We start from the raw sequence: 19,373 nt of genomic DNA on the forward strand, positions 1-19,373 counted from the left end.
TAATCTAACCTTGTAGAGGTATTTTGAGTTTCGATTAACACTATATTTACAACTTATTTTAGCAATAAATGGCTATTCATAAAATATATATTGAAGATTTTGTAGAGGAAGATTACCATCTAATCGCTCTTCACACTTCATTAGAAGATTATCGATTGGCTTATTTTTTGAATAAAAAACTTGGCATTGGTTTATGTAAAAGCAAATTTGACATTCCTTTGCAAGTAAAAAAAGTGAATACTTCTTTTGTTCGATTCACTTTTGAAGACACAAAAAAAATAATACAATGGGATTTAGTGCAAAATAAAAATGCAATAGAAACTATAGAAAATACAGCAATAACTGATTTATTTTCGAACACAGTATATTCATTTACTTCTTCTGCCTATCTCGTACCAGAATATAAAAAAGTGGATTTCTTTGTGAAAATTGAAAATGCTGCAAACGAAATTGATATTGACAAGATTATCGCTCAAATAAGTAAAATAGAAGCTGTAAAACTAGTATATAGTGTAGCTAAGAATAAAATAAAATCAAAAAATAATTTAATTTTTTAATAAAAATGCTAACAAGAAAAAAGACTAAAATTGTTGCAACGCTAGGTCCTGCTTGTAGTTCAAAAGAAGTAATTAAAGACATGATTGATGCTGGAGTAAATGTATTCCGTATCAATTTTTCGCATGCAGATTATGCCGATGTAAAAGAACGTATTGACATCATTCGCGAATTGAACCAAGAATTCGGTTACACAACCGCAATTTTAGGAGATTTACAAGGTCCGAAACTTCGTGTTGGGGTAATGAAAGAAGATGTAGTAGTGAACCCAGGAGATATTATTACATTTCAAACTGCCGAAGACATTCCTGGAACTAAAGAACGTGTTTACATGAACTATAAAGAATTTCCTAGAGATGTAAAACCGGGAGAAAAAATTCTTTTAGACGATGGAAAACTGATGTTTGAAGCTTTAGAAACTAACGGTACAACCGAAGTAGTTTGTAAAGTAATTCAAGGCGGTCCATTAAAATCTAAAAAAGGAGTAAACTTACCTAATACTAAAGTTTCACTTCCGGCTTTAACACAAAAAGATATTAAGGATGCCATTTTTGCCATTGAACAAGATGTCGATTGGATTGCGCTTTCTTTTGTAAGAACACCAGCCGATTTAGAAGAATTACAAGATTTAATTGCAAAACATTCCGATCATAAAATTCCAATTATAGCCAAAATTGAAAAACCAGAAGCAGTAGAAAACATTGATAAAATTGTTGCTTTTTGCGATGGTTTGATGGTGGCTCGTGGCGATCTTGGAGTTGAAATTCCAGCTCACGAAGTACCGTTAATTCAAAAGAAATTAATACACCGAGCTAAAACGGCTCGTATTCCTGTAATTGTGGCAACACAAATGATGGAAACAATGATTACTAGCTTAACACCAACACGTGCTGAAGTAAACGACGTTGCCAACTCGGTAATGGACGGTGCAGATGCTGTGATGCTTTCAGGAGAAACTTCTGTTGGAAATTATCCAGTTCAAGTTATTGAAAAAATGACTCAAATTATTGAAGCTGTGGAAGATTCACCGCTAATTACAGTACCTCAAAACCCACCTCACGTGCGTACCAAACGTTTCATTACGAAATCCATTTGTTACCACGCGGCTACTATGGCTAATGATATAAAAGCCAAAGCAATTTCTACTTTAACTAATAGTGGTTACACTGCTTTTCAAATTTCGGCATGGAGACCAGCAGCACATATTTTGGTTTATACTTCCAATAAAAGAATTTTAACCCAACTGAATTTACTTTGGGGAGTGAATGCTTTTTTCTACGATAAATTTGTAAGTACCGACGACACTGTAGAAGACATCAACCACATAGCTAAAGAAAATGGTTATGTAAAAAAAGGCGATATCCTTATTAATCTTGCAGCAATGCCAGTAGTAGATAAAGGAATGGTAAATACCTTAAGAATTTCAGAAATAGAATAGTTTAACTACTTGTTTTTATATACAAAACCTCGTTTCTTAATTGGAACGAGGTTTTTTGTTTTTTCTTATTTTATTGGGGTTCGGTCGATCACTTTGGAGTTTCCGTAAATTAAAGACAAACGCTTCGCTTTGGGTAGAACGCGGATTAGTAAGGTTTTTTACCACAAAAAGCACAAAAGTTTTGGAAGTTTTGGAAGTTTTTACTTATTAAAATAATAGAAGTCATCAAAAGTGATTTTGGTGGGTTTTTGTTATGGTTCGTTTGGGATTCTTCCTGCGTCAGAATGACAATTTGGAAAAGGTATCTTAGAAATTTTATATCTATTCCAGACCATTACTTGCTAGCCCCGAGTGAAGTGAAAATCCTGGCATTGCGATGAATGAATAGTGTTGTGTGATTGCTTTTTCCTCGCAATGGCAGATTGTAACGAAAAGCGGGAAAGATGTTTGCTAAAATGCGCAAGACATTCGCTTCTAATAAAAAATAGTTGGTGCTATTTTATTTGATTACTACTTCAAATCTTTAACCCTTAATTGTAACGTTACTTTTCCATTAAATTCATTTTCGTCGATACAATAAACGGCTTCAAAAGTTTTTTGGTTTGTAACCATTTCTAGTTTAGTGCCAAGATTAAAAGCAATGGCGCCAAAACCTTCGGAGTTATTTTGTTTTACAAATAATTTTAAATGTTCGTCCTCTTTCCCAAGTGGCTTGGCATAGCCAGTATCCTTTATGTTTTTGGTAACGAAAGTTGGCGTCATATTCTCTGGTCCAAAAGGCTCAAATTGACTCAACAATCTAATAAACCTCGGATTAATATCACTAAAGTTGATCTCAGCATCTACCGCTACTTCTGGAATTAATAATTCGGGCGGAATGGTTGCTTGCACTTCTTTTTCAAATGCTGCTTTGAAGGCCAAATAATTTTCTTCTTTCAAAGTCATACCTGCGGCATACCTATGTCCTCCAAATTGCTCCAAATGTTCAGAACAAGCTTCTAAAGCATTATACACGTCAAAGTCTTTTACCGATCGTGCCGAAGCAGCAAGTTTGTTGCCACTTTTAGTAAATACAATCGTGGGACGGTAGTAGGTTTCAGTCAATCGGGAAGCCACAATTCCGATGACACCTTTGTGCCAGTTTTCTTGGTATAAAACTGTCGTAAAATTTTCTTTTTCGTTGTTGGCTTCTATTTGGGCTAAGGCTTCCACTGTAATTTGTTTGTCTAAATCTTTTCGGTCAGTATTGTGTTGTTCAATTTCTGAAGCAAATTGTTCAGCTTGATCTAAATCGTATTCGGTTAAAAGAGCAACCGCTTCATTGCCATGTTTTATTCTTCCTGCCGCATTAATTCTTGGCGCAATAATAAAAACGACATCAGTTATTGTTAATACTTGTTTTTTTACATTCTGAATCAAAGCCTTTATTCCAGGCCGAGGATTAGCATTGATAACTTCCAAACCAAATTTGGCTAAAACCCTATTTTCCCCAGTTATAGGAACAATATCCGCAGCTATTGCAGTGGCAACCAAATCCAAATAAAGCACTAAATCTTCTATAGTTTGCCCTCGATGTTCGGCAAGGGCTTGCACTAATTTAAAACCAACCCCACAACCGCAAAGCTCATCGTAAGGGTAAAAACAATCCTCGCGTTTTGGATCTAAAACGGCAACAGCATTCGGCAATGCATCCCCTGGTCTATGGTGATCGCAAATGATAAAATCGATGTTTCTAGCATTTGCGTAAGCAACATGATCGATGGATTTTATTCCACAATCTAAAGCGATAATTAAGGTAAATTCATTGTCTTCGGCAAAGTCAATTCCTTTATAGGAAATTCCATAACCCTCGTCGTATCTATCGGGAATGTAGGTGGCAACATTGGGATAATAACTTCTTAAATAACTCGAAACTAACGAAACAGCAGTGGTTCCGTCTACATCATAATCGCCAAAAACTAATATATTTTCACCCTTTTCAATTGCAGTTTCAATGCGTGCAACTGCTTTGTCCATATCTTTCATCAGATACGGATTGTGCAAATCATCTAGAGATGGTCGGAAAAATGTTTTGGCTTGGTCGTAATTTTCTACCCCACGTTGTAGCAATAGGGTAGCAATAAGTTCGTCTATTTGAAGTTCACTTTGTAGTTTTTGAACTTTCTCTTTTTCGGGCTTTGTTTTTATAGTCCAACGCATTTTAATTAGGAATTAAAAATTACGAATTATGTTTTTTGGCTTGTATTTTGGCGAACTTTTGAATGTTATTCCTGTTCTTTTCTCAATTCTTTACTAATGATTTTCCCGCCAACAACTGCAACAATTTCTCCTTTTGGAGATTTTGCTTCGTAATGTTTAAGGACTTCTTCTGCAGTACCACGAATGGTTTCTTCATGCAATTTGGATAATTCTCTGGAGATAGAAACAGGTCTATCGGCACCAAAATACTGTACAAATTCGGCTAAGGTTTTTACTAATTTATGTGGGGATACATAAAAAATAATCGTGCGCGTTTCTTCGGCTAGAAACAAATAACGGGTTTGCCTTCCTTTTTTCTCGGGTAAGAAACCTTCAAAAATAAATCGGTCGTTAGGCAAACCGCTGTTTACAAGAGCAGGCACAAAGGCAGTTGCACCGGGTAAACAATCTACTTCAATATTGTTTTCTACACATGCGCGGGTGAGTAAAAACCCAGGGTCAGAGATGGCTGGGGTTCCTGCATCGCTAATTAAAGCAATGGTTTCGCCTCCCTTCAATCGGGAGATTAAATTTTCTACCGTTTTGTGTTCGTTATGCATGTGGTGGCTGTGCATGTGGGTAGAAATTTCGTAATGTTTCAACAATTTCCCACTAGTGCGTGTGTCTTCTGCCAAGATTAAATCGGCTTCTTTTAGAACTCTAATGGCTCTAAAAGTCATGTCTTCTAAGTTTCCAATTGGCGTAGGAACGATATACAGTTTCGACATTTAATTAAATTTATTCTCTACAATTTCCATAAATCGCTCTGCATATTCTTCACTTCCTTTCCAGTTATTATAGTCGGGCTTGATGATTTCTTCAATAAAATCGAGTGCTTCTTCTTGAGTACTGAAGGTATTTAATTGCGATAAAACTCGGTTGTAATCTTCATCGCTATCGGCAAACAAATGCTTTACAAAAGCAATTCTGTCGTTCATTCCAATATTAATTGCTTTAGAATGTTGGTCGTTAAGTGACATCGGTTTTTCGTCCAAAACACTTTTTAAAGATGGCGGAATAACCACGTCGTTAGGTTTTACAAAAACGGGTTCGTTATAATTTGCGCCAAGTAAATCTTCAAAAGAAATTTGTTTTGCCTCGGGTTTTTTATCTTCTACTTTTTCTTCAACAACAACTTCTTTTGGAGCCTCAGCAGCCAATTCAAAGAAAGGCTCAAAATTTATTTCGGTTTCTGGTTCAGATTCAGGCAGTCCTTCTTCTTCTACATTTGCAATTTCTGAAACAAATTCCTCTTCTTCTTCAGCAGTTTCCTCTTCTTCAATTATTTCTTCCTCTTCCTCAATTTCATTTTCTTCGGTTTCTGAATCGGTTTCATCTATAACTTCTATTTCGGGAGTTGCTTCTAAAATAGGTTCCTCACTAATTACTTCAACAGGTTCTATTTCTATACCTTTAGGAGTTTTTTCTTGATCTTCTGAGATAGCAGATAATTTTTCCTCTAAATCCTCTTGAGTAATTTCCGATTTAACTTGCTCGTAATTATCGCCATAGAATTTTAAAACAGATAAAGTTTCGTATAATTTTCTAGATTCTAGATACAATTGATCTATTTCCGATTTATTTTTTAGTTTTAAAACCCGGTGCGCAAGGCTTATTAATTCGGCTTCCAATCTTTTTTTCATAACTTTAAAATTATAGTGACTAACTTATCTTATTTATAAAAATGTTTTTCTTTGAATTTTTAATTACTAAACCAGGAACTCTTATACTCACAATGTTATTATTTTTGCAATTAAGTGTTCTTGAATCTTCGATTTGATAATTTTTTTCTACATTTGAATCGATGTAAATGTATAAAATATTTATGTCGGTTTGTATCGATACAAAGTAATAAAAACAAATCCTTTTTAAAGGTCTAAAAATACAAAATGTTTCTCGAAAATACTGTAAATCATAAAGAACAATTTGGTTGGATTGAAGTAATCTGTGGCTCGATGTTTTCGGGAAAGACCGAAGAACTCATTCGTAGGTTACGCCGAGCACAATTTGCTAAACAAAAAGTAGAAATCTTTAAACCAGCCATTGACACCCGTTACGATGAAGAAATGGTGGTTTCTCACAACAAAAACGAGATCCGTTCTACACCAGTACCTGCTGCTGCCAATATTGCAATTTTGGCGCAAGGCTGTGACGTGGTTGGTATTGACGAAGCACAGTTTTTTGACGATGAAATAGTGAAAATTTGTAACGATTTGGCCAATTCTGGAATTCGAGTAATTGTTGCAGGATTGGATATGGACTTTAAAGGAAATCCCTTTGGCCCGATGCCAGCACTTATGGCTACTGCCGAATACGTGACTAAAGTGCATGCCGTTTGCACCCGCACTGGAAATTTAGCCAATTACAGTTTTAGAAAAGCAGATAGTACTAATTTGGTTTTATTAGGAGAAACCGAAGAATACGAGCCATTAAGTCGTGCCGCTTATTATAGAGCAATGCGAGAAAACTTGGAAGTTAAAGATGCCGAGCATTTAAAAGGCGATGTTAAAAAATAGATAAAAAGTATTTGTACGGAAACTTTTTATAAATTTGTACGTATAACAATTAAATTCTAATTTTTATGGATACCAAACTCACTTTAAAATTGGACAAAGACGTAATTGAAAAGGCTAAAATATATGCTGCAAAGCAAAAGATTAGCGTGTCTTTTATTGTAGAAAATTATTTGAAAGCAATTACTTCCGTTAAGAAAAAAGAAGCCATTGACGATATTGAAATTTCAGAATTTGTGAAAAGTATATCCGTTGGTAATGGCGAAATCCCTGCAGATTTTGATTATAAAAAAGATCGGCAAAATTATTTAGTTGAAAAATATAAATAATGAAAAAGTTATTTATTGACACCAACGTACTTATCGATTTCCTTGATAAAAGAAAACCATTTTTTAATGATATCGCTAAAATTTCTACTTTGGTAGAAGATAATCAATTTAAGTTGGTTGCTTCTTCTATTTCATTTGTTAATGCGTTTTATGTTCTAAGAAAAAAAAACGAAAATAAACTTGTAATAGAATCATTAAAAAGATTCCGTGTAATTTGTCAAGTTTCTTCTATTGACGATCTTGTAATTGATAAAAGTTTATTTTCAGATTTTAATGATTTTGAAGATGCTGTTCAGTATTATAGTGCTATTCATGCTAAATGTGATATCCTTATTACAAGAAACGAAAAAGATTTTAAAAATTCAAAAATTCCTGTGATGACCCCTAATGAATTTCTTGTTTCGTATAAAAAAAATAAGTCTTGACACTCTCCATCCGAAATATAATCCCAATTTTAAAAGCCAAATTTGTTGGGAAAAACGACATAGCCATTATTGATTCGATCTCTATTGATAGCCGTTCGTTGCAAAATACTAGCAGCACGTTGTATTTTGCACTTCTTGGCCCCAATCATGACGGACACCACTATGTTGCCGAATTGTTGGAACAAGGCGTACTGAATTTTGTAGTGAGTTACGTTCCATCCAACTTACAAGGCAAAGCCAATTTTTTAGTAGTAGAAAATACTTTGCAAGCCCTTCAAACCTTTGCAGCAGCCTACCGAAGTGATTTTGATTTTCCTGTTATCGGAATTACCGGAAGCAACGGAAAAACCATCATCAAAGAATGGTTGAATTTCTTGTTAAGCCCCGATTATAATATCATTCGATCTCCCAAAAGTTACAACTCCCAAGTGGGTGTGCCGCTTTCCGTTTTAGGAATCAACGAAAAACACAACCTCGGAATTTTTGAAGCCGGAATTTCAACGGTTAATGAAATGGCTAATCTCCAAAGAATCATCCAACCAACAATCGGGATTTTATCCAACATAGGATCGGCTCACGATGAAGGTTTTCACGATGCTGGAGAAAAAATTAAAGAAAAATTAAAACTTTTCAGTTCGGTAGAAGTTTTAATTATGAATAAAAACCAAACCGTTGAAGCCTTTTTAAATCCGAAAATAAAAACCTTCACTTGGAGTTCCGACGACGGAAAAGCCGATGTTTTTGTAATTGCAAAAGAAAGCCTTGATAAAACGGAGTTTAAAATCACCTATCAAAAACTTTGTTTTACAATTGCCATTCCGTTTTCCGATCAAGCGTCTATAGAAAACGCCTTGCAATGCTTGATGGTGATGTTGTATTTTAGATACGACCAAGATATTATCCGCCAACGCATGTTGCTGTTGTATCCGGTTGAAATGCGCCTGAAAGTTAAAAACGGAAGCAACAACACAACCATAATCGATGACAGTTATAGTTCCGATTTTCAGTCGTTAAAAATTGCTTTAGATTTTCTAGAAAGTCAAAAACAATTCAAAAAGAAAACCTTAATTCTTTCGGATATTTTTCAATCCGGTTTAGTTACCGAAGAGTTGTATTCTAAAGTTTCCCATTTAATTGTTTCCAATAAAATCAACCGAGTGATTGCCATCGGAAAAACTATTGCTGGATTCAAAAGTAAGTTTCCAAATTGCTTAGCATTTGAAAGCACTGAAAAATTTCTAGAAGGTTTCGATACAATTCCATTTGAAAACGAAACCATATTAGTAAAAGGAGCACGACATTTTCATTTTGAAGAAATCGTTTCTCTTTTAGAAGAAAAAACGCACGAAACGGTTTTAGAAATCAATCTGAATGCCATCAGTCATAATTTGAATTTCTTCAAATCCAAGTTGAACCCAGACACCAAATTGATGGTAATGGTAAAAGCATTTAGCTATGGCAACGGCGGTTTTGAAGTAGCCAAATTACTTTCGCACCATAAAGTAGATTATCTAGGTGTGGCTTTCGCCGATGAAGGAATCTCCCTTCGATTGGCAGGGATTGATTTGCCAATTATGGTTTTGAATCCCGAAAGCACTAGTTTTACAGCTATAATTCAACACCAACTAGAGCCCGAAATTTACTCAATGAAAGGATTAACTTCCTTCTTGAAACTTGCCGAACAAAAGAAATTAAAAAACTTCCCCATCCATATAAAATTGGATACAGGAATGCACCGATTGGGATTTGAAGAAGAAAATTTACCCGAATTAATTGCCAAACTAAAAGACAATAAAACGGTACAAATAAAAAGTATTCTATCGCATTTGGCAACAAGCGACGAGATGAAGTTTATCGATTTCACGCTTTCGCAAATAAAACTATTTGAAAAAATGTCCTCTACAGTAATGGAAGAATTACAAATAAACCCAATTCGACACTTACTTAACACCTCTGGAATTTCTAATTTCCATCAAGCACAATACGACATGGTTCGTTTAGGAATAGGACTTTACGGTGTTTCTAACGACGAGGAAGAACAAAAGTTATTAGAAAATGTAGGAACTCTAAAATCCATCATTTCGCAAATACGCATTATTGATGCTGGCGAAAGTGTAGGTTACGGAAGAAAATTCGTGGCCGATAAACCTACCAAAATTGCCACTATTCCAATAGGTTATGCCGACGGAATTTCCCGCCATTGGGGCAATGAATTAGGTTATGTAGTCATAAAAAACAAAAAAGCTCCCATTGTAGGAAGCATCTGCATGGACATGCTAATGGTAGATACCACCGAAATAGAATGCAAAGAAGGCACCGAAGTTATTGTTTTCGGAGAATCTCCAAGCGTTTCCTACATGGCTAAAAGACTAGAAACCATCCCTTATGAAATAATGACGAGTATCTCCCAACGCGTAAAAAGAGTTTTCTACAGAGAGTAATATTTTTCCTATTATTATTATTTTAATAAATATTTTTTTAACTTTGATATTCAAATAGTATTAATCTTAAAAAAACAAAGTGTATGTTAAAAGAATTCAAGAATTTTATCATGACGGGTAATGTTGTGGAATTTGCAGTTGCGGTAATCATGGCCGGCGCAATTGGAGCAGTAGTTACTGGTTTTGTTAGCGACATTATTATGCCAATCGTAGGGCATTTCTCTGGCGGAATGGATTTTTCTTCCATTGCAATCACGCTAGACGAAGCTACCAAAAAAGCCGATGGTACTGAAGTTCCAGCGAACGTTATCGCAATTGGTAAATGGATTAACACTATCATTAGTTTACTAGTGGTTGGATTTGTGATGTTTATCATCGTAAAATCCTACAACAAAATCAGAAAACCTGTTGAAGCTCCTGCACCATCTGGACCATCTCAGGAAGAATTGCTTACTCAAATTAGAGATTTATTAAAAAAATAATCAATCTACTACCATAAATATAACCTACTAGAAACCGCTTCCTTTTGGAGGCGGTTTTTTTTAGAAGCGAATGGCTTGCACATTGTAGTAAACGTCATTCCCGCTTTTCGTTACAATCTGTCCTTGCGCGGAACATAGCATTCAAATAACACCTGTCGGTAGCGCAATGCCAGGATTTTCACTTCAATCGGGGCTAAACAGGTTATGTCTTTTGTGAAAATAAAATTTCAAAATAAACCCCTCTGCACAAAGCTGACCTTTCATAATTCTATAAAAAATTATACAATTTTCGGCATAATTTTATAGGTCGATGACATCTAAAACAATCCGTAATAATCCGCGTTAGAATATCCGTAAAATCCGCGTGTCATCACGATTGCAAGATCAAATTGGACGCAGATAAAACGGATGCAAGCAACGCGGATTAAAATTGGGATTCTTCCTTTGGTCAGAAGGTCAACTTTACGCAAAGGTTTCTTTTGAAATTTTATTTTCACAAAAGACATAACCTGTTTAGCCCCGATTGAAGCAATCCGCCGTGCGGTGCGAAAAGCGGGAAAGACACTTACTAAAATGCCCCAAAGTTTCGCTTCTAATTGTGTTAAAAAATTATTTTTGTTTAAAGTGTAAAACACGCTTCCTTTTTTTTACTTTTGCCGTGAATTTTACATTCGCTTAACACTATAAAAAAATGGTTTCGCGGACTTTATACCCAAACGAAGGTTAATGAACCAGAGCAAAAAAGTAATTACCTTAATTTTACTAGTTTCTAGCATTCAGTTGCTGTTGTCGGTATTCTCGAAAGAGTTTATTGGTCAGTATCCGTATTTTAAAAATGTGAATTTGCTTTCGGATATTTTGGTGAAGGAAAAAGCCAAAAAAGGGGTTGCTAAAACGAAAGGAATTGGGAATGCTATATCCGAGGATAGTTTGCCTAAAAATGAATTTGAGACTTACGAAAAGAAAGACGCTCTTATTCGTTTTAATGCCGATACCGTGGCGCCTGCCCTGCCCAAACTTACTGAGAAATTAATTGCTTTAACCGAAGGTAAAAAGGTAAAAATACGAATTGCTTGGTTTGGCGATAGCCAGATTGAAGGCGATTTTATTACGCAAGACGTTAGGGAACAACTTCAGAATTATTTTGGTCAACAAAAAGGGGTTGGTTATGTTCCTATTTCTTGTGTTTCATCGGACTTTAGAAGAACTGCCAAAGTTTTTACTACTGGCGAGGTGAACGTGGATAACTTTAAGAAACAGGAACATAATGGCGGGATATTCTTATCGGGATATTCTTTTTATAGTAACAACTTAGAGGTTGATTTTAGGGATAATGTGAAGAAAAGTAGCTCCCAAATTACCCAAAAATGGTTGCTTTATGGCAAAGGCGATTCTATTTCGGTGAAGATAAACGATTCGGTTCGGAAATACCCGGCCAATTCGGAGTTCAACCGAGTATTAGTAGGAAGTGGAGTTTCTAACAAAGCGAAGTTTACGGTTTCGGCAAAGCGAACTCCGATATTTGGAGTAAGTTCAGAACCACAATCTGGAATTGTATTGGATAATTATTCGTTTAGAGGGATTTCTGGTGTGGAATTGAAGAAAATAAACAGTGATTTATTGGCAGAAATTAGCCGGTCTGGCTATTATGATTTGATAGTGTTTCAATATGGGGTGAACTTGATGTTCCAACCCAACGACACTAACTACGATTACTACTATCGCGGTATGCGACCAGTGCTTAAAAAATTTCAGAACAACATGCCTAATACCGAGTTTTTATTGTTTAGTTGTTCGGATAGGGCGTTTAATTATGATGGCGAATGGAAAACTGCGGTGGGTATTGATTCGTTGATTCGTACGCAAGCAAGATTGGCGTATGATACTAATACCCCTTTTTATAATTTCTACAAATCTATTGGCGGAAGCGGCACGATTGTAAAATGGGCGGATAGCACCGTTCAATATGCTAATAAGGATTATATCCATTTTAATTTTAGAGGGGCTAAAGCAGTAAGTAAAATCATTTTTAAAGCACTATTGCACGATTACCAAAAAGGAGTGCTGCTTAAAAAAGGTGGCAAACCAATTGTTGTTCCTGCGGTGGTGGTCCCTAAAACGATTATAAAAGAAACTATTCAGGTTAAAAAAGATACTCCAAAACCGGCATCCCCGAAAGTGGAAGTACTAAAACCCAAAGTGGTAAAAGAAATAGTTCCGAAAGAAGTAATTCCGAAACCTCCTGTTATAAAAGGCGATTCTATATGATACAAATAGATTGGAATAGCGTAAAAGAGCAGTTGCTGTATGATGCTCATAGTCCGTTGTTGTTTAACAATGGGTTCTTCGTGTATTTTTTATCGGCGTTTATCGTGTTTTATTATCTTTTCAGAAAAAACTACAAGCACAGAGCAATGGTTCTTACCTTGTTTTCGTTGTATTTTTTCTATAAAGCCAGCGGTGGCTTTGTGCTAATTGTAATTCTTTCAGCCTTTTTTAACTATGGTATTTCCAATTGGATTTTCAAGGTGAAGAAGAAAGGCGGCAAACAATTTTTATTGTTTTTAAGTGTTCTTCTCAATCTCGGGTTGTTGTTTTATTTCAAATACACCAATTTCTTTTTAGAGGTTTTGAATGATTTTTCCACCTTAAAATTGGATGCTTTACATATTTTATTGCCAATAGGGATTTCGTTTTTTACTTTCGAAAATCTAAGTTACACTATAGATGTTTACCGTGGGGAAATAGAACCCGAAAAAGGAATCGTGAATTATATGCTGTTTCTTTCGTTCTTTCCGAAATTGGTAATGGGACCTATTGTTCGTGCTAAAGATTTTATTCCGCAGTTAAAGAAAGATTATTTTGTAAGCGACACCGATTTCTCGAAAGGATTTTATCTTATAATTACTGGATTAACCAAGAAATTAATCATATCCGATTATATTTCGGTGAACTTAGTAAACTATGTTTTTGATGGGCCACACCTGCACAATGGCTTGGAATGTTTAGTGGCGTTGTACGGCTATGCTATTGTTATTTACTGTGACTTTAGTGGTTATAGCGATGTGGCAATAGGAATTTCTAAATGGATGGGGATTACTATTCCAACCAACTTTTTATCGCCTTATCAAAGTAAATCGGTGAGTGAATTTTGGCGCAGATGGCACATATCGTTGTCTAGTTGGTTGCGCGATTATTTGTACATTTCTATGGGAGGTAATAGAAAAGGTACATTTAGAACCAATTTGAATTTATTTTTAACGATGCTAATTGGTGGTTTTTGGCATGGTGCTAGTTGGAACTTCATCATTTGGGGAGCACTGCACGGAACGGGTTTGATGCTTAACAAACTTTGGACGTTCCTTTTCGGAAGAATTAAAATTTTCCCATCGGCAGTTAGCAATTTTTTCTTTGCTATTATTACCTTTCATTTTGTATGTTTTTGTTGGATTTTCTTCAAAGCGAGCAATTTGGATAATGCTCTGCAATTCCTCCATCAGATAGTGTACCAATTTACTTTTGATGGTGCTTATGAATATGTTGAAAATTACAAATACGTTATTATACTAATTGTAATTGGTTATATATTTCACCTTATTCCAGACAGTTTCCAAGATAATATAATAGAAAGACAAAAACGTTTTCCTATGGTGTACTACGTTGTGGGAATGTTTGTATTCATTGCGTTGTACTCGTTCTTTAAAAGCGCACAACCGGTAATGCCAATTTATTTGCAGTTTTAGAGTTTCGTTTCTTAAAATATTTTAATAAAATATTCACCTCTTTTCATTTTGTTTGTATCTTTGTATGGAAACAATTGTATTTGAATGGATAAATTTAAAGTACTTTTTTTAACGGAGGCTAGGGAATTTCTTCTTGGATTAGACGAGAAAAGTCGGGAAAAGATTATTTTTAATGTTGACAAATCGAAAATTAAAAATGATACTGATTTGTTCAAAAAATTAAAAGGGGAAATTTGGGAGTTTCGAACTTTCTACAATAAAACTTACTTTCGAATTTTTGCATTTTGGGACAAAACAGAGAAAATTAATACGTTGGTTCTAGCAACTCATGGAATAATTAAAAAAAACTGGAAAAACTCCTGAAAAAGAAATAGAAAAAGCCGAAAATATTAGATTGAGATACTTTGAACTTAAAGATAAGAGAAATGAAAAATAAAGATACAGACTTGGAAATATTCTCTTTTGATGAAATCAAAGATGAATTTATTGGGGAAATTGGCACGGTAAAAAGAACCTTTTACGAACAAGAACTTCAAATGGAACTCTTAGGAAATCTAATAAAAAAAGTGCGTTTAGGAAAGAATATGACGCAAGAAGATTTAGGAAAACTGATTGGAGTTCAAAGAGCGCAAATCTCAAAACTGGAAAACAACACTACAAATGTTACTCTCGAAACCATCCTTAAAGTTTTTAAAGCATTAAATGCGAAAGTAAATTTTAATGTAGAACTTTTAGACAGTGTTGTGAAAATTGCGGGATAACTATTTATAGCCAGAACTTAATTCACTCAATTGTTTTTAGGTTTGTCCTGCAAGGTCTTTTTTGACCTTGTAGGTATAAAACACTTGAAATAAATACCTACAAGGTTTTATAAAATCTTGCAGGACTTCGAGCCTAATAAAATTACTTTTTGTTATTTGAAAACCTCAATAATTCTTACACAAAAATTCGTTCCACACTTTTGCGAAAGCATCTACAAATAGGTTTCCTTGTAAGACATACCCTTCTCTAGAGAAATGCACTAAATCTTGTCGGAGGAGTTGTTTTTTCTTCCAAATTTTAGCGCCTTCCAATCCTTTAGAGACATTAAACAAATCCCAATAGACCAAATTATTGGCGTTGCAATACTCTATTAAGGCACTCGTAATAACTTCTAACGAAAAATTAGGATTCCGTTTTTTATAATACGAAACTGGAGGCGTTGTAAGAATAATAGAAGCTTCGGGAGAAACCAATCGCAATTTAGAAACCATAATTTTCACCTCCTTAAGAAAACCATCGGCAGTTAAATTTGGATCTTGTGCTTCATTGGTTCCTAGGGAAACAATGTAGCAATCGGCACGCAACTTGTTGATTTGTTTCCAAAACTGTTTGGTTTTGTTATAATCCGAATATTTAGCGCCATTGGCACCGATACTGTGGTAGATAATTCCGCAAGCATCCTTTTTTTCAAGGGATGCCCCATAAAAACGAATGGAATCGGTAGTTGGGAACGTCAATCGGAAGCCATAAGTAGGCGATTTTAAATTAAAAACCGTATAATCAGGAGCCAACGGGAAACAGCCATTTTCGGCTTGGGTATCGTTGTATTCCATATACAATTCGGATATCGGGCCACCCATAAACAAATGTACTTTATCAAAACTATCCCGAACTCCGTTAATAGATCGCAATTCCAAATTGAATTCCGGATTAACACTTTGCGATTGCAAACCAAATGCCGAAACACCACATGTAATAAGCGTATCTATTCGCGCCAATCGGTTGCTTTTCCAACTGCTTTTAGAACTCGAAACAATATCATAAGGCGCATTCGATTTTCCTACTTGGTACGGAAAAACCAATCCGCGGCCAGCGTTACCAAAATAATTTTGCAATTCATTTCGGATTACCGAAGTGGCAACATCCGCTTGAATGTGGGAATCTCCAATATGAACAAAGACTGCATTTTCTTTGCTAAAATGTTTAATCTTATACAATTTAGCCAACAACGGAAACATCGAATTGGTATTCTCGAGGTTGTTTTTAGAATAATCGATACAATTTAAAGCGGAGGAATCTATCTTTTTAAACGACCAATCGTCTGTTTTTTGTGCTTGCAAAGGGACCGCCAAAAGCGCTACAAAAACAAAAGCAAAAAAAGATTTAATCGAAAACATGTAAAGAGATTTTCTTATTCGATACCAAATATACTACCCAAAAGCACTACAGGATAGCAAATATAATTTATTACTCGTTAGTTAAAACTCAATTTTTATAATTTTTATAATTTAACCAGGGTTTTTCAGGTGATTTTAAAATTGGCAGAATCGGATTATTAGTAATTCTTTGTACATTTCAAAGCAAAAAAAGACTGTCTTATGGGACAGTCTTTAATGGTTTTTGGCTAGTATAATCTTTTATTTCATTAAGCCCAATTGTTTTAGGAAATCCATATTATCCATGAAATCTCTTTCTTCCACAATTTTTCCGTTTACCATTCGGGCAATGGTACATCCTTCTACATCAATGGTTTTTCCTGTTGCAGGAATCCCCATAAAATCTCCGGTATGTGTTCCTTTGAACTCCCAGTATTTAGTTAGTTTATCTCCTTGAGCAAACATATCTTTTACGATAAATTGTCTGTTAGAAAATCCAGTAACAAAATTCGCATAATAGGCTTTAGATTTTGCTATACCTTTAATTTCAGGGTTAGTGTGTAATACGATATCGGCAGCATAAGCGGTATCTAAAACATCCACTTTTCCTTCATTAATAACTAAATCCCAAGTTTTGGAATAGGATTTAATGTTGTCTTGAGCAATTTTTTCTTTATCGGCACTTTCATTTTTGCATCCTACAAAAAGAGTACAGGTTAATGCGATAAGGGCAATTGTTGTTTTCATGGTTATTTAAATTTATTGTAAATTAGGGCATTGCAACTAAAAATTAATTATTTTAAAAGATCCATTATTGGCGCAGAATCATAGATGTCCCATTCTTCAACAACTTTACCATCTTTTATTGCAAAAATCATATTGTAGTTGATTTTAACCGATTTACCTCCTCTAGTAAATGTTGCATAATAATAGGAAAAAACGTAATTTTTTACACCCGTTTTTTTGTCCACTTCATTATTGATATTTTCCCAAATAAGGGGGTCTTTACCTAATGTTAATGTCATGCCTTTTGATTTAATGTCTTTTAAAATAGTAATATTTTCTTCAATAGTAATTTCATGTAAATTGTCATGAATAACAGCATTTGGGGCAAAGTTGGCTTTAAAATTTTCAAAATCAGAACTAGTAGCCATTGCTGTTAATTTTTTAACCATATCAATATTGGCTGACTTACCCACCATTACTCCAAATTGATCTGGATTTTTTGCTTGGTCAGGCGCTGCAGATTTTTCTTTCTTGCAAGAGATAAATAATAGGCCTGTTAAGGCGATAAGGGCAATTGTTTTTTTCATTTTAGTTTGATTTAGGTTATTGAATTTGAATTAATAATTGAATTATTCTTTTAATATCGGTAAGTCAGAATTTGCCATGTCTCTATAAAGTTTCCATTTCCCATCTTCTTTTTTCCAAACGACCAAATATTTTCCTACTCCAATAGGTTTATCTTCTTTAGATTTGAAATCATAAGTTCCTTCTTCGGTAATTAAATTTTCATTTCCCCAAACTTCTAAAGTAGTTAATTTTAATTTGGTGGCTCCCATATTGATATATCCTGCCCAAAGGTTTTGGATTTTAGCACGTCCTACAACGGCTGGAATGTTAGATTCTAAAAATTTTGCATCCATTGTATAGGAATTTCCAACAGCAACAGTATCTCCTTTTGCAATTGCAGCAGATAAATCGTTGTTAGCTGCTTCAATTTCTTTTTTAGCATTTGCTAAATCAAAGTCGGGTTTTGTAGTTGCTGTTTCCTTGCAAGCAAAAAGAGTAGTTGCAACTAGTGCAGTTAGGATAATTTTTTTCATAGTAGTTTAATTATAAGATTAATAGCATTGCAAACATATACAATTACTTTTAATTTGCAAGCAACAAACTAATAAATTGTTAATTTTGCTTTTTAAAACTTTTTAATAAGTAATTTTGCACCATAATTTACTTTTGAAAAAGATTCGATTTCTTTAATAAACTCATGACAAACAATAATTTTAGATCTACCTGCGCAATTGCCGTTTCTGTTGATTTATTTGGCGATAAATGGTCGTTGTTGATTTTGCGTGATATGTTGTTGCATCGAAAATCTACTTTTAAAGAATTTTCAAATTCTAAAGAAAAAATTGCAAGTAACATTCTTACCAACCGATTGGTTTATTTAGAAGAAGCAGGATTCATTTCTAAATTCAACCCCAAAGGCACTAAAAAAAGCGCCACATTTATTGCTACTCGAAAAGGAATTTGTGTGCTGCCGCTTCTTGTAGAGCTGTATTTGTTTTCTATAGAATCGCTTTCTGAAGCTATTTTAAATGAGTCTCAAATGGCCATAAAGGCTGAAATATTTCAAGATCGAGAAGCATTTATAAATTCTAGACGTGAAAAATATATTGAATTTCTGAATGTATTTCAATCACCAGTTGTTGAAAATCTCAAAACAAAGAAAACTGTTAAAGCATGAAAAAACAGCAGTAAACTATTGCTTACTGCTGTTTTGAAAATAGTTTTCTAAATTCTTCTTAGTCTTTCACTCCAAGTTTAGTCAAAATATCATCCATCAAACACCATTTAGTTATGGAAGATTGTAGTAAATTCGCCCCCACAAATGCGGTGAACCAAAGCCAATTTTGATTTATATAAATAGATAAAATTACACTTATTAGGATAAAAGTTCCTGCTATTGCTCTTACGATTCTGTTTTTCATAATGTTTTTTTATTTCTCGCTAAGACGCAAAGGCGCAAAGCATTAATTATTAATTTGATTTTTCAATGTTTAAAACTGCCACATGAATATGTGATAACGTTTCCTGTTTGGCGTTGAAATTGGTTACAAAATCAAAACATAAATCCACATTTTCTTTGGGCACGAAGGCATAAAATAAAATAGATTCGGTTTCATTAATTTCTGTGGCAAACCAATTATTTTCAATTGCTTCTTCCGAAATATCTTTAAAACCAGTTACTTTTTTATAACTATAGGTTGTAACGTTTGCTTTTTTAAGCATTATTTTGATTTCCTTTTCAAAGGATTCAATCGCGGTTATTAGTAGTAATTTCATGA

General features: G+C 34.4%; 22 protein-coding genes. 12 read left to right on the top strand and 10 right to left on the bottom strand.

What is annotated here, in order from left to right; genetic code table 11:
* The first annotated feature begins 68 nt into the window (after positions 1–68).
* On the top strand, positions 69–557 hold the full coding sequence (locus tag ACIQ2J_RS08200) for an IPExxxVDY family protein (RefSeq protein ID WP_396168439.1): 489 nt from the start codon (positions 69–71) through the stop codon (positions 555–557).
* A 5-nt stretch (positions 558–562) separates the two neighbouring features.
* A complete protein-coding gene (pyk, locus tag ACIQ2J_RS08205; protein ID WP_396168441.1) occupies positions 563–1,993 on the top strand; it encodes a pyruvate kinase in 1,431 nt (476 codons plus the stop codon).
* Between the two features lie 510 nt (positions 1,994–2,503).
* On the opposite strand, the gene recJ is transcribed toward pyk, so the two are convergent.
* The 3 genes from recJ to ACIQ2J_RS08220 all read right to left on the bottom strand — a co-directional run bounded on the left by recJ (position 2,504) and on the right by ACIQ2J_RS08220 (position 5,874).
* Positions 2,504–4,192, bottom strand: coding sequence for a single-stranded-DNA-specific exonuclease RecJ (recJ, locus tag ACIQ2J_RS08210; RefSeq protein WP_396168442.1), 1,689 nt, complete (start codon positions 4,190–4,192; stop codon positions 2,504–2,506).
* Positions 4,193–4,257: 65 nt separating this feature from the next.
* Entirely contained in the window at positions 4,258–4,959 is a 702-nt protein-coding gene (gene rsmI, locus ACIQ2J_RS08215; protein WP_396168445.1) for a 16S rRNA (cytidine(1402)-2'-O)-methyltransferase, read from the bottom strand.
* A complete protein-coding gene (locus ACIQ2J_RS08220) occupies positions 4,960–5,874 on the bottom strand; it encodes a hypothetical protein (RefSeq protein WP_396168447.1) in 915 nt (304 codons plus the stop codon).
* A gap of 246 nt (positions 5,875–6,120) precedes the next feature.
* Here ACIQ2J_RS08220 and ACIQ2J_RS08225 point away from each other — a divergent pair, with 246 nt between their 5' ends.
* From ACIQ2J_RS08225 to mscL, 5 genes are all read left to right on the top strand, one after another.
* Positions 6,121–6,747 (top strand): thymidine kinase, encoded by a 627-nt coding sequence (locus tag ACIQ2J_RS08225; RefSeq protein WP_396168449.1) that lies wholly within the window; start codon positions 6,121–6,123, stop codon positions 6,745–6,747.
* A 65-nt stretch (positions 6,748–6,812) separates the two neighbouring features.
* Positions 6,813–7,073: a DUF6364 family protein gene (locus tag ACIQ2J_RS08230; protein WP_396168451.1), complete on the top strand. Its 261-nt coding sequence runs from the start codon at positions 6,813–6,815 to the stop codon at positions 7,071–7,073.
* Positions 7,073–7,498: a type II toxin-antitoxin system VapC family toxin gene (locus ACIQ2J_RS08235; RefSeq protein ID WP_396168453.1), complete on the top strand. Its 426-nt coding sequence runs from the start codon at positions 7,073–7,075 to the stop codon at positions 7,496–7,498. The genes ACIQ2J_RS08230 and ACIQ2J_RS08235 overlap by 1 nt, the downstream gene beginning before the upstream one ends.
* On the top strand, positions 7,495–9,939 hold the full coding sequence (locus tag ACIQ2J_RS08240) for a bifunctional UDP-N-acetylmuramoyl-tripeptide:D-alanyl-D-alanine ligase/alanine racemase (RefSeq protein ID WP_396168455.1): 2,445 nt from the start codon (positions 7,495–7,497) through the stop codon (positions 9,937–9,939). Before ACIQ2J_RS08235 ends, ACIQ2J_RS08240 begins: the two co-directional genes overlap by 4 nt.
* 83 nt (positions 9,940–10,022) lie before the next feature.
* Entirely contained in the window at positions 10,023–10,421 is a 399-nt protein-coding gene (mscL, locus tag ACIQ2J_RS08245; protein WP_396168457.1) for a large conductance mechanosensitive channel protein MscL, read from the top strand.
* 317 nt (positions 10,422–10,738) lie between these two features.
* Here mscL and ACIQ2J_RS08250 read toward each other — a convergent pair whose 3' ends face one another.
* Positions 10,739–11,056: a hypothetical protein gene (locus ACIQ2J_RS08250; protein ID WP_396168459.1), complete on the bottom strand. Its 318-nt coding sequence runs from the start codon at positions 11,054–11,056 to the stop codon at positions 10,739–10,741.
* A gap of 91 nt (positions 11,057–11,147) precedes the next feature.
* Here ACIQ2J_RS08250 and ACIQ2J_RS08255 point away from each other — a divergent pair, with 91 nt between their 5' ends.
* The 4 genes from ACIQ2J_RS08255 (at position 11,148) to ACIQ2J_RS08270 (ending at position 14,925) form a co-directional block, all read left to right on the top strand.
* Positions 11,148–12,689, top strand: a complete 1,542-nt coding sequence (locus ACIQ2J_RS08255; protein ID WP_396168461.1) for a hypothetical protein — start codon at positions 11,148–11,150, stop codon at positions 12,687–12,689.
* Positions 12,686–14,164, top strand: a complete 1,479-nt coding sequence (locus tag ACIQ2J_RS08260) for an MBOAT family O-acyltransferase (protein ID WP_396168463.1) — start codon at positions 12,686–12,688, stop codon at positions 14,162–14,164. The genes ACIQ2J_RS08255 and ACIQ2J_RS08260 overlap by 4 nt, the downstream gene beginning before the upstream one ends.
* Positions 14,165–14,248: 84 nt before the next feature.
* Positions 14,249–14,527, top strand: coding sequence for a type II toxin-antitoxin system RelE/ParE family toxin (locus ACIQ2J_RS08265; protein ID WP_396168465.1), 279 nt, complete (start codon positions 14,249–14,251; stop codon positions 14,525–14,527).
* Between the two features lie 62 nt (positions 14,528–14,589).
* The gene (locus ACIQ2J_RS08270; protein ID WP_396168468.1) at positions 14,590–14,925 is read left to right on the top strand and encodes a helix-turn-helix transcriptional regulator; all 336 of its coding nucleotides are present in this window, start codon (positions 14,590–14,592) and stop codon (positions 14,923–14,925) included.
* A gap of 165 nt (positions 14,926–15,090) precedes the next feature.
* Here the strand turns inward: ACIQ2J_RS08270 and ACIQ2J_RS08275 are convergent, their stop codons facing one another.
* The 4 genes from ACIQ2J_RS08275 to ACIQ2J_RS08290 all read right to left on the bottom strand — a co-directional run bounded on the left by ACIQ2J_RS08275 (position 15,091) and on the right by ACIQ2J_RS08290 (position 18,128).
* Positions 15,091–16,323 (bottom strand): GDSL-type esterase/lipase family protein, encoded by a 1,233-nt coding sequence (locus ACIQ2J_RS08275; RefSeq protein WP_396168470.1) that lies wholly within the window; start codon positions 16,321–16,323, stop codon positions 15,091–15,093.
* Positions 16,324–16,563: 240 nt separating this feature from the next.
* A complete protein-coding gene (locus ACIQ2J_RS08280; RefSeq protein WP_396168472.1) occupies positions 16,564–17,049 on the bottom strand; it encodes an ester cyclase in 486 nt (161 codons plus the stop codon).
* Between the two features lie 47 nt (positions 17,050–17,096).
* Positions 17,097–17,615 (bottom strand): nuclear transport factor 2 family protein, encoded by a 519-nt coding sequence (locus ACIQ2J_RS08285; protein ID WP_396168474.1) that lies wholly within the window; start codon positions 17,613–17,615, stop codon positions 17,097–17,099.
* A 42-nt stretch (positions 17,616–17,657) separates the two neighbouring features.
* On the bottom strand, positions 17,658–18,128 hold the full coding sequence (locus ACIQ2J_RS08290) for a YybH family protein (protein ID WP_396168476.1): 471 nt from the start codon (positions 18,126–18,128) through the stop codon (positions 17,658–17,660).
* A gap of 164 nt (positions 18,129–18,292) precedes the next feature.
* On the opposite strand from ACIQ2J_RS08290, the gene ACIQ2J_RS08295 reads away from it, so the two are divergent.
* Positions 18,293–18,772 (top strand): winged helix-turn-helix transcriptional regulator, encoded by a 480-nt coding sequence (locus ACIQ2J_RS08295; RefSeq protein ID WP_396168478.1) that lies wholly within the window; start codon positions 18,293–18,295, stop codon positions 18,770–18,772.
* A 58-nt stretch (positions 18,773–18,830) separates the two neighbouring features.
* Here the strand turns inward: ACIQ2J_RS08295 and ACIQ2J_RS08300 are convergent, their stop codons facing one another.
* Positions 18,831–19,016 (bottom strand): DUF2892 domain-containing protein, encoded by a 186-nt coding sequence (locus ACIQ2J_RS08300; protein WP_396168480.1) that lies wholly within the window; start codon positions 19,014–19,016, stop codon positions 18,831–18,833.
* Between the two features lie 49 nt (positions 19,017–19,065).
* Entirely contained in the window at positions 19,066–19,371 is a 306-nt protein-coding gene (locus tag ACIQ2J_RS08305) for a hypothetical protein (protein ID WP_396168482.1), read from the bottom strand.
* Between the last annotated feature and the right edge of the window lie 2 nt (positions 19,372–19,373).

The sequence above is a fragment of the Flavobacterium sp. genome, assembly GCF_044357305.1.
GTDB lineage: Bacteria > Bacteroidota > Bacteroidia > Flavobacteriales > Flavobacteriaceae > Flavobacterium.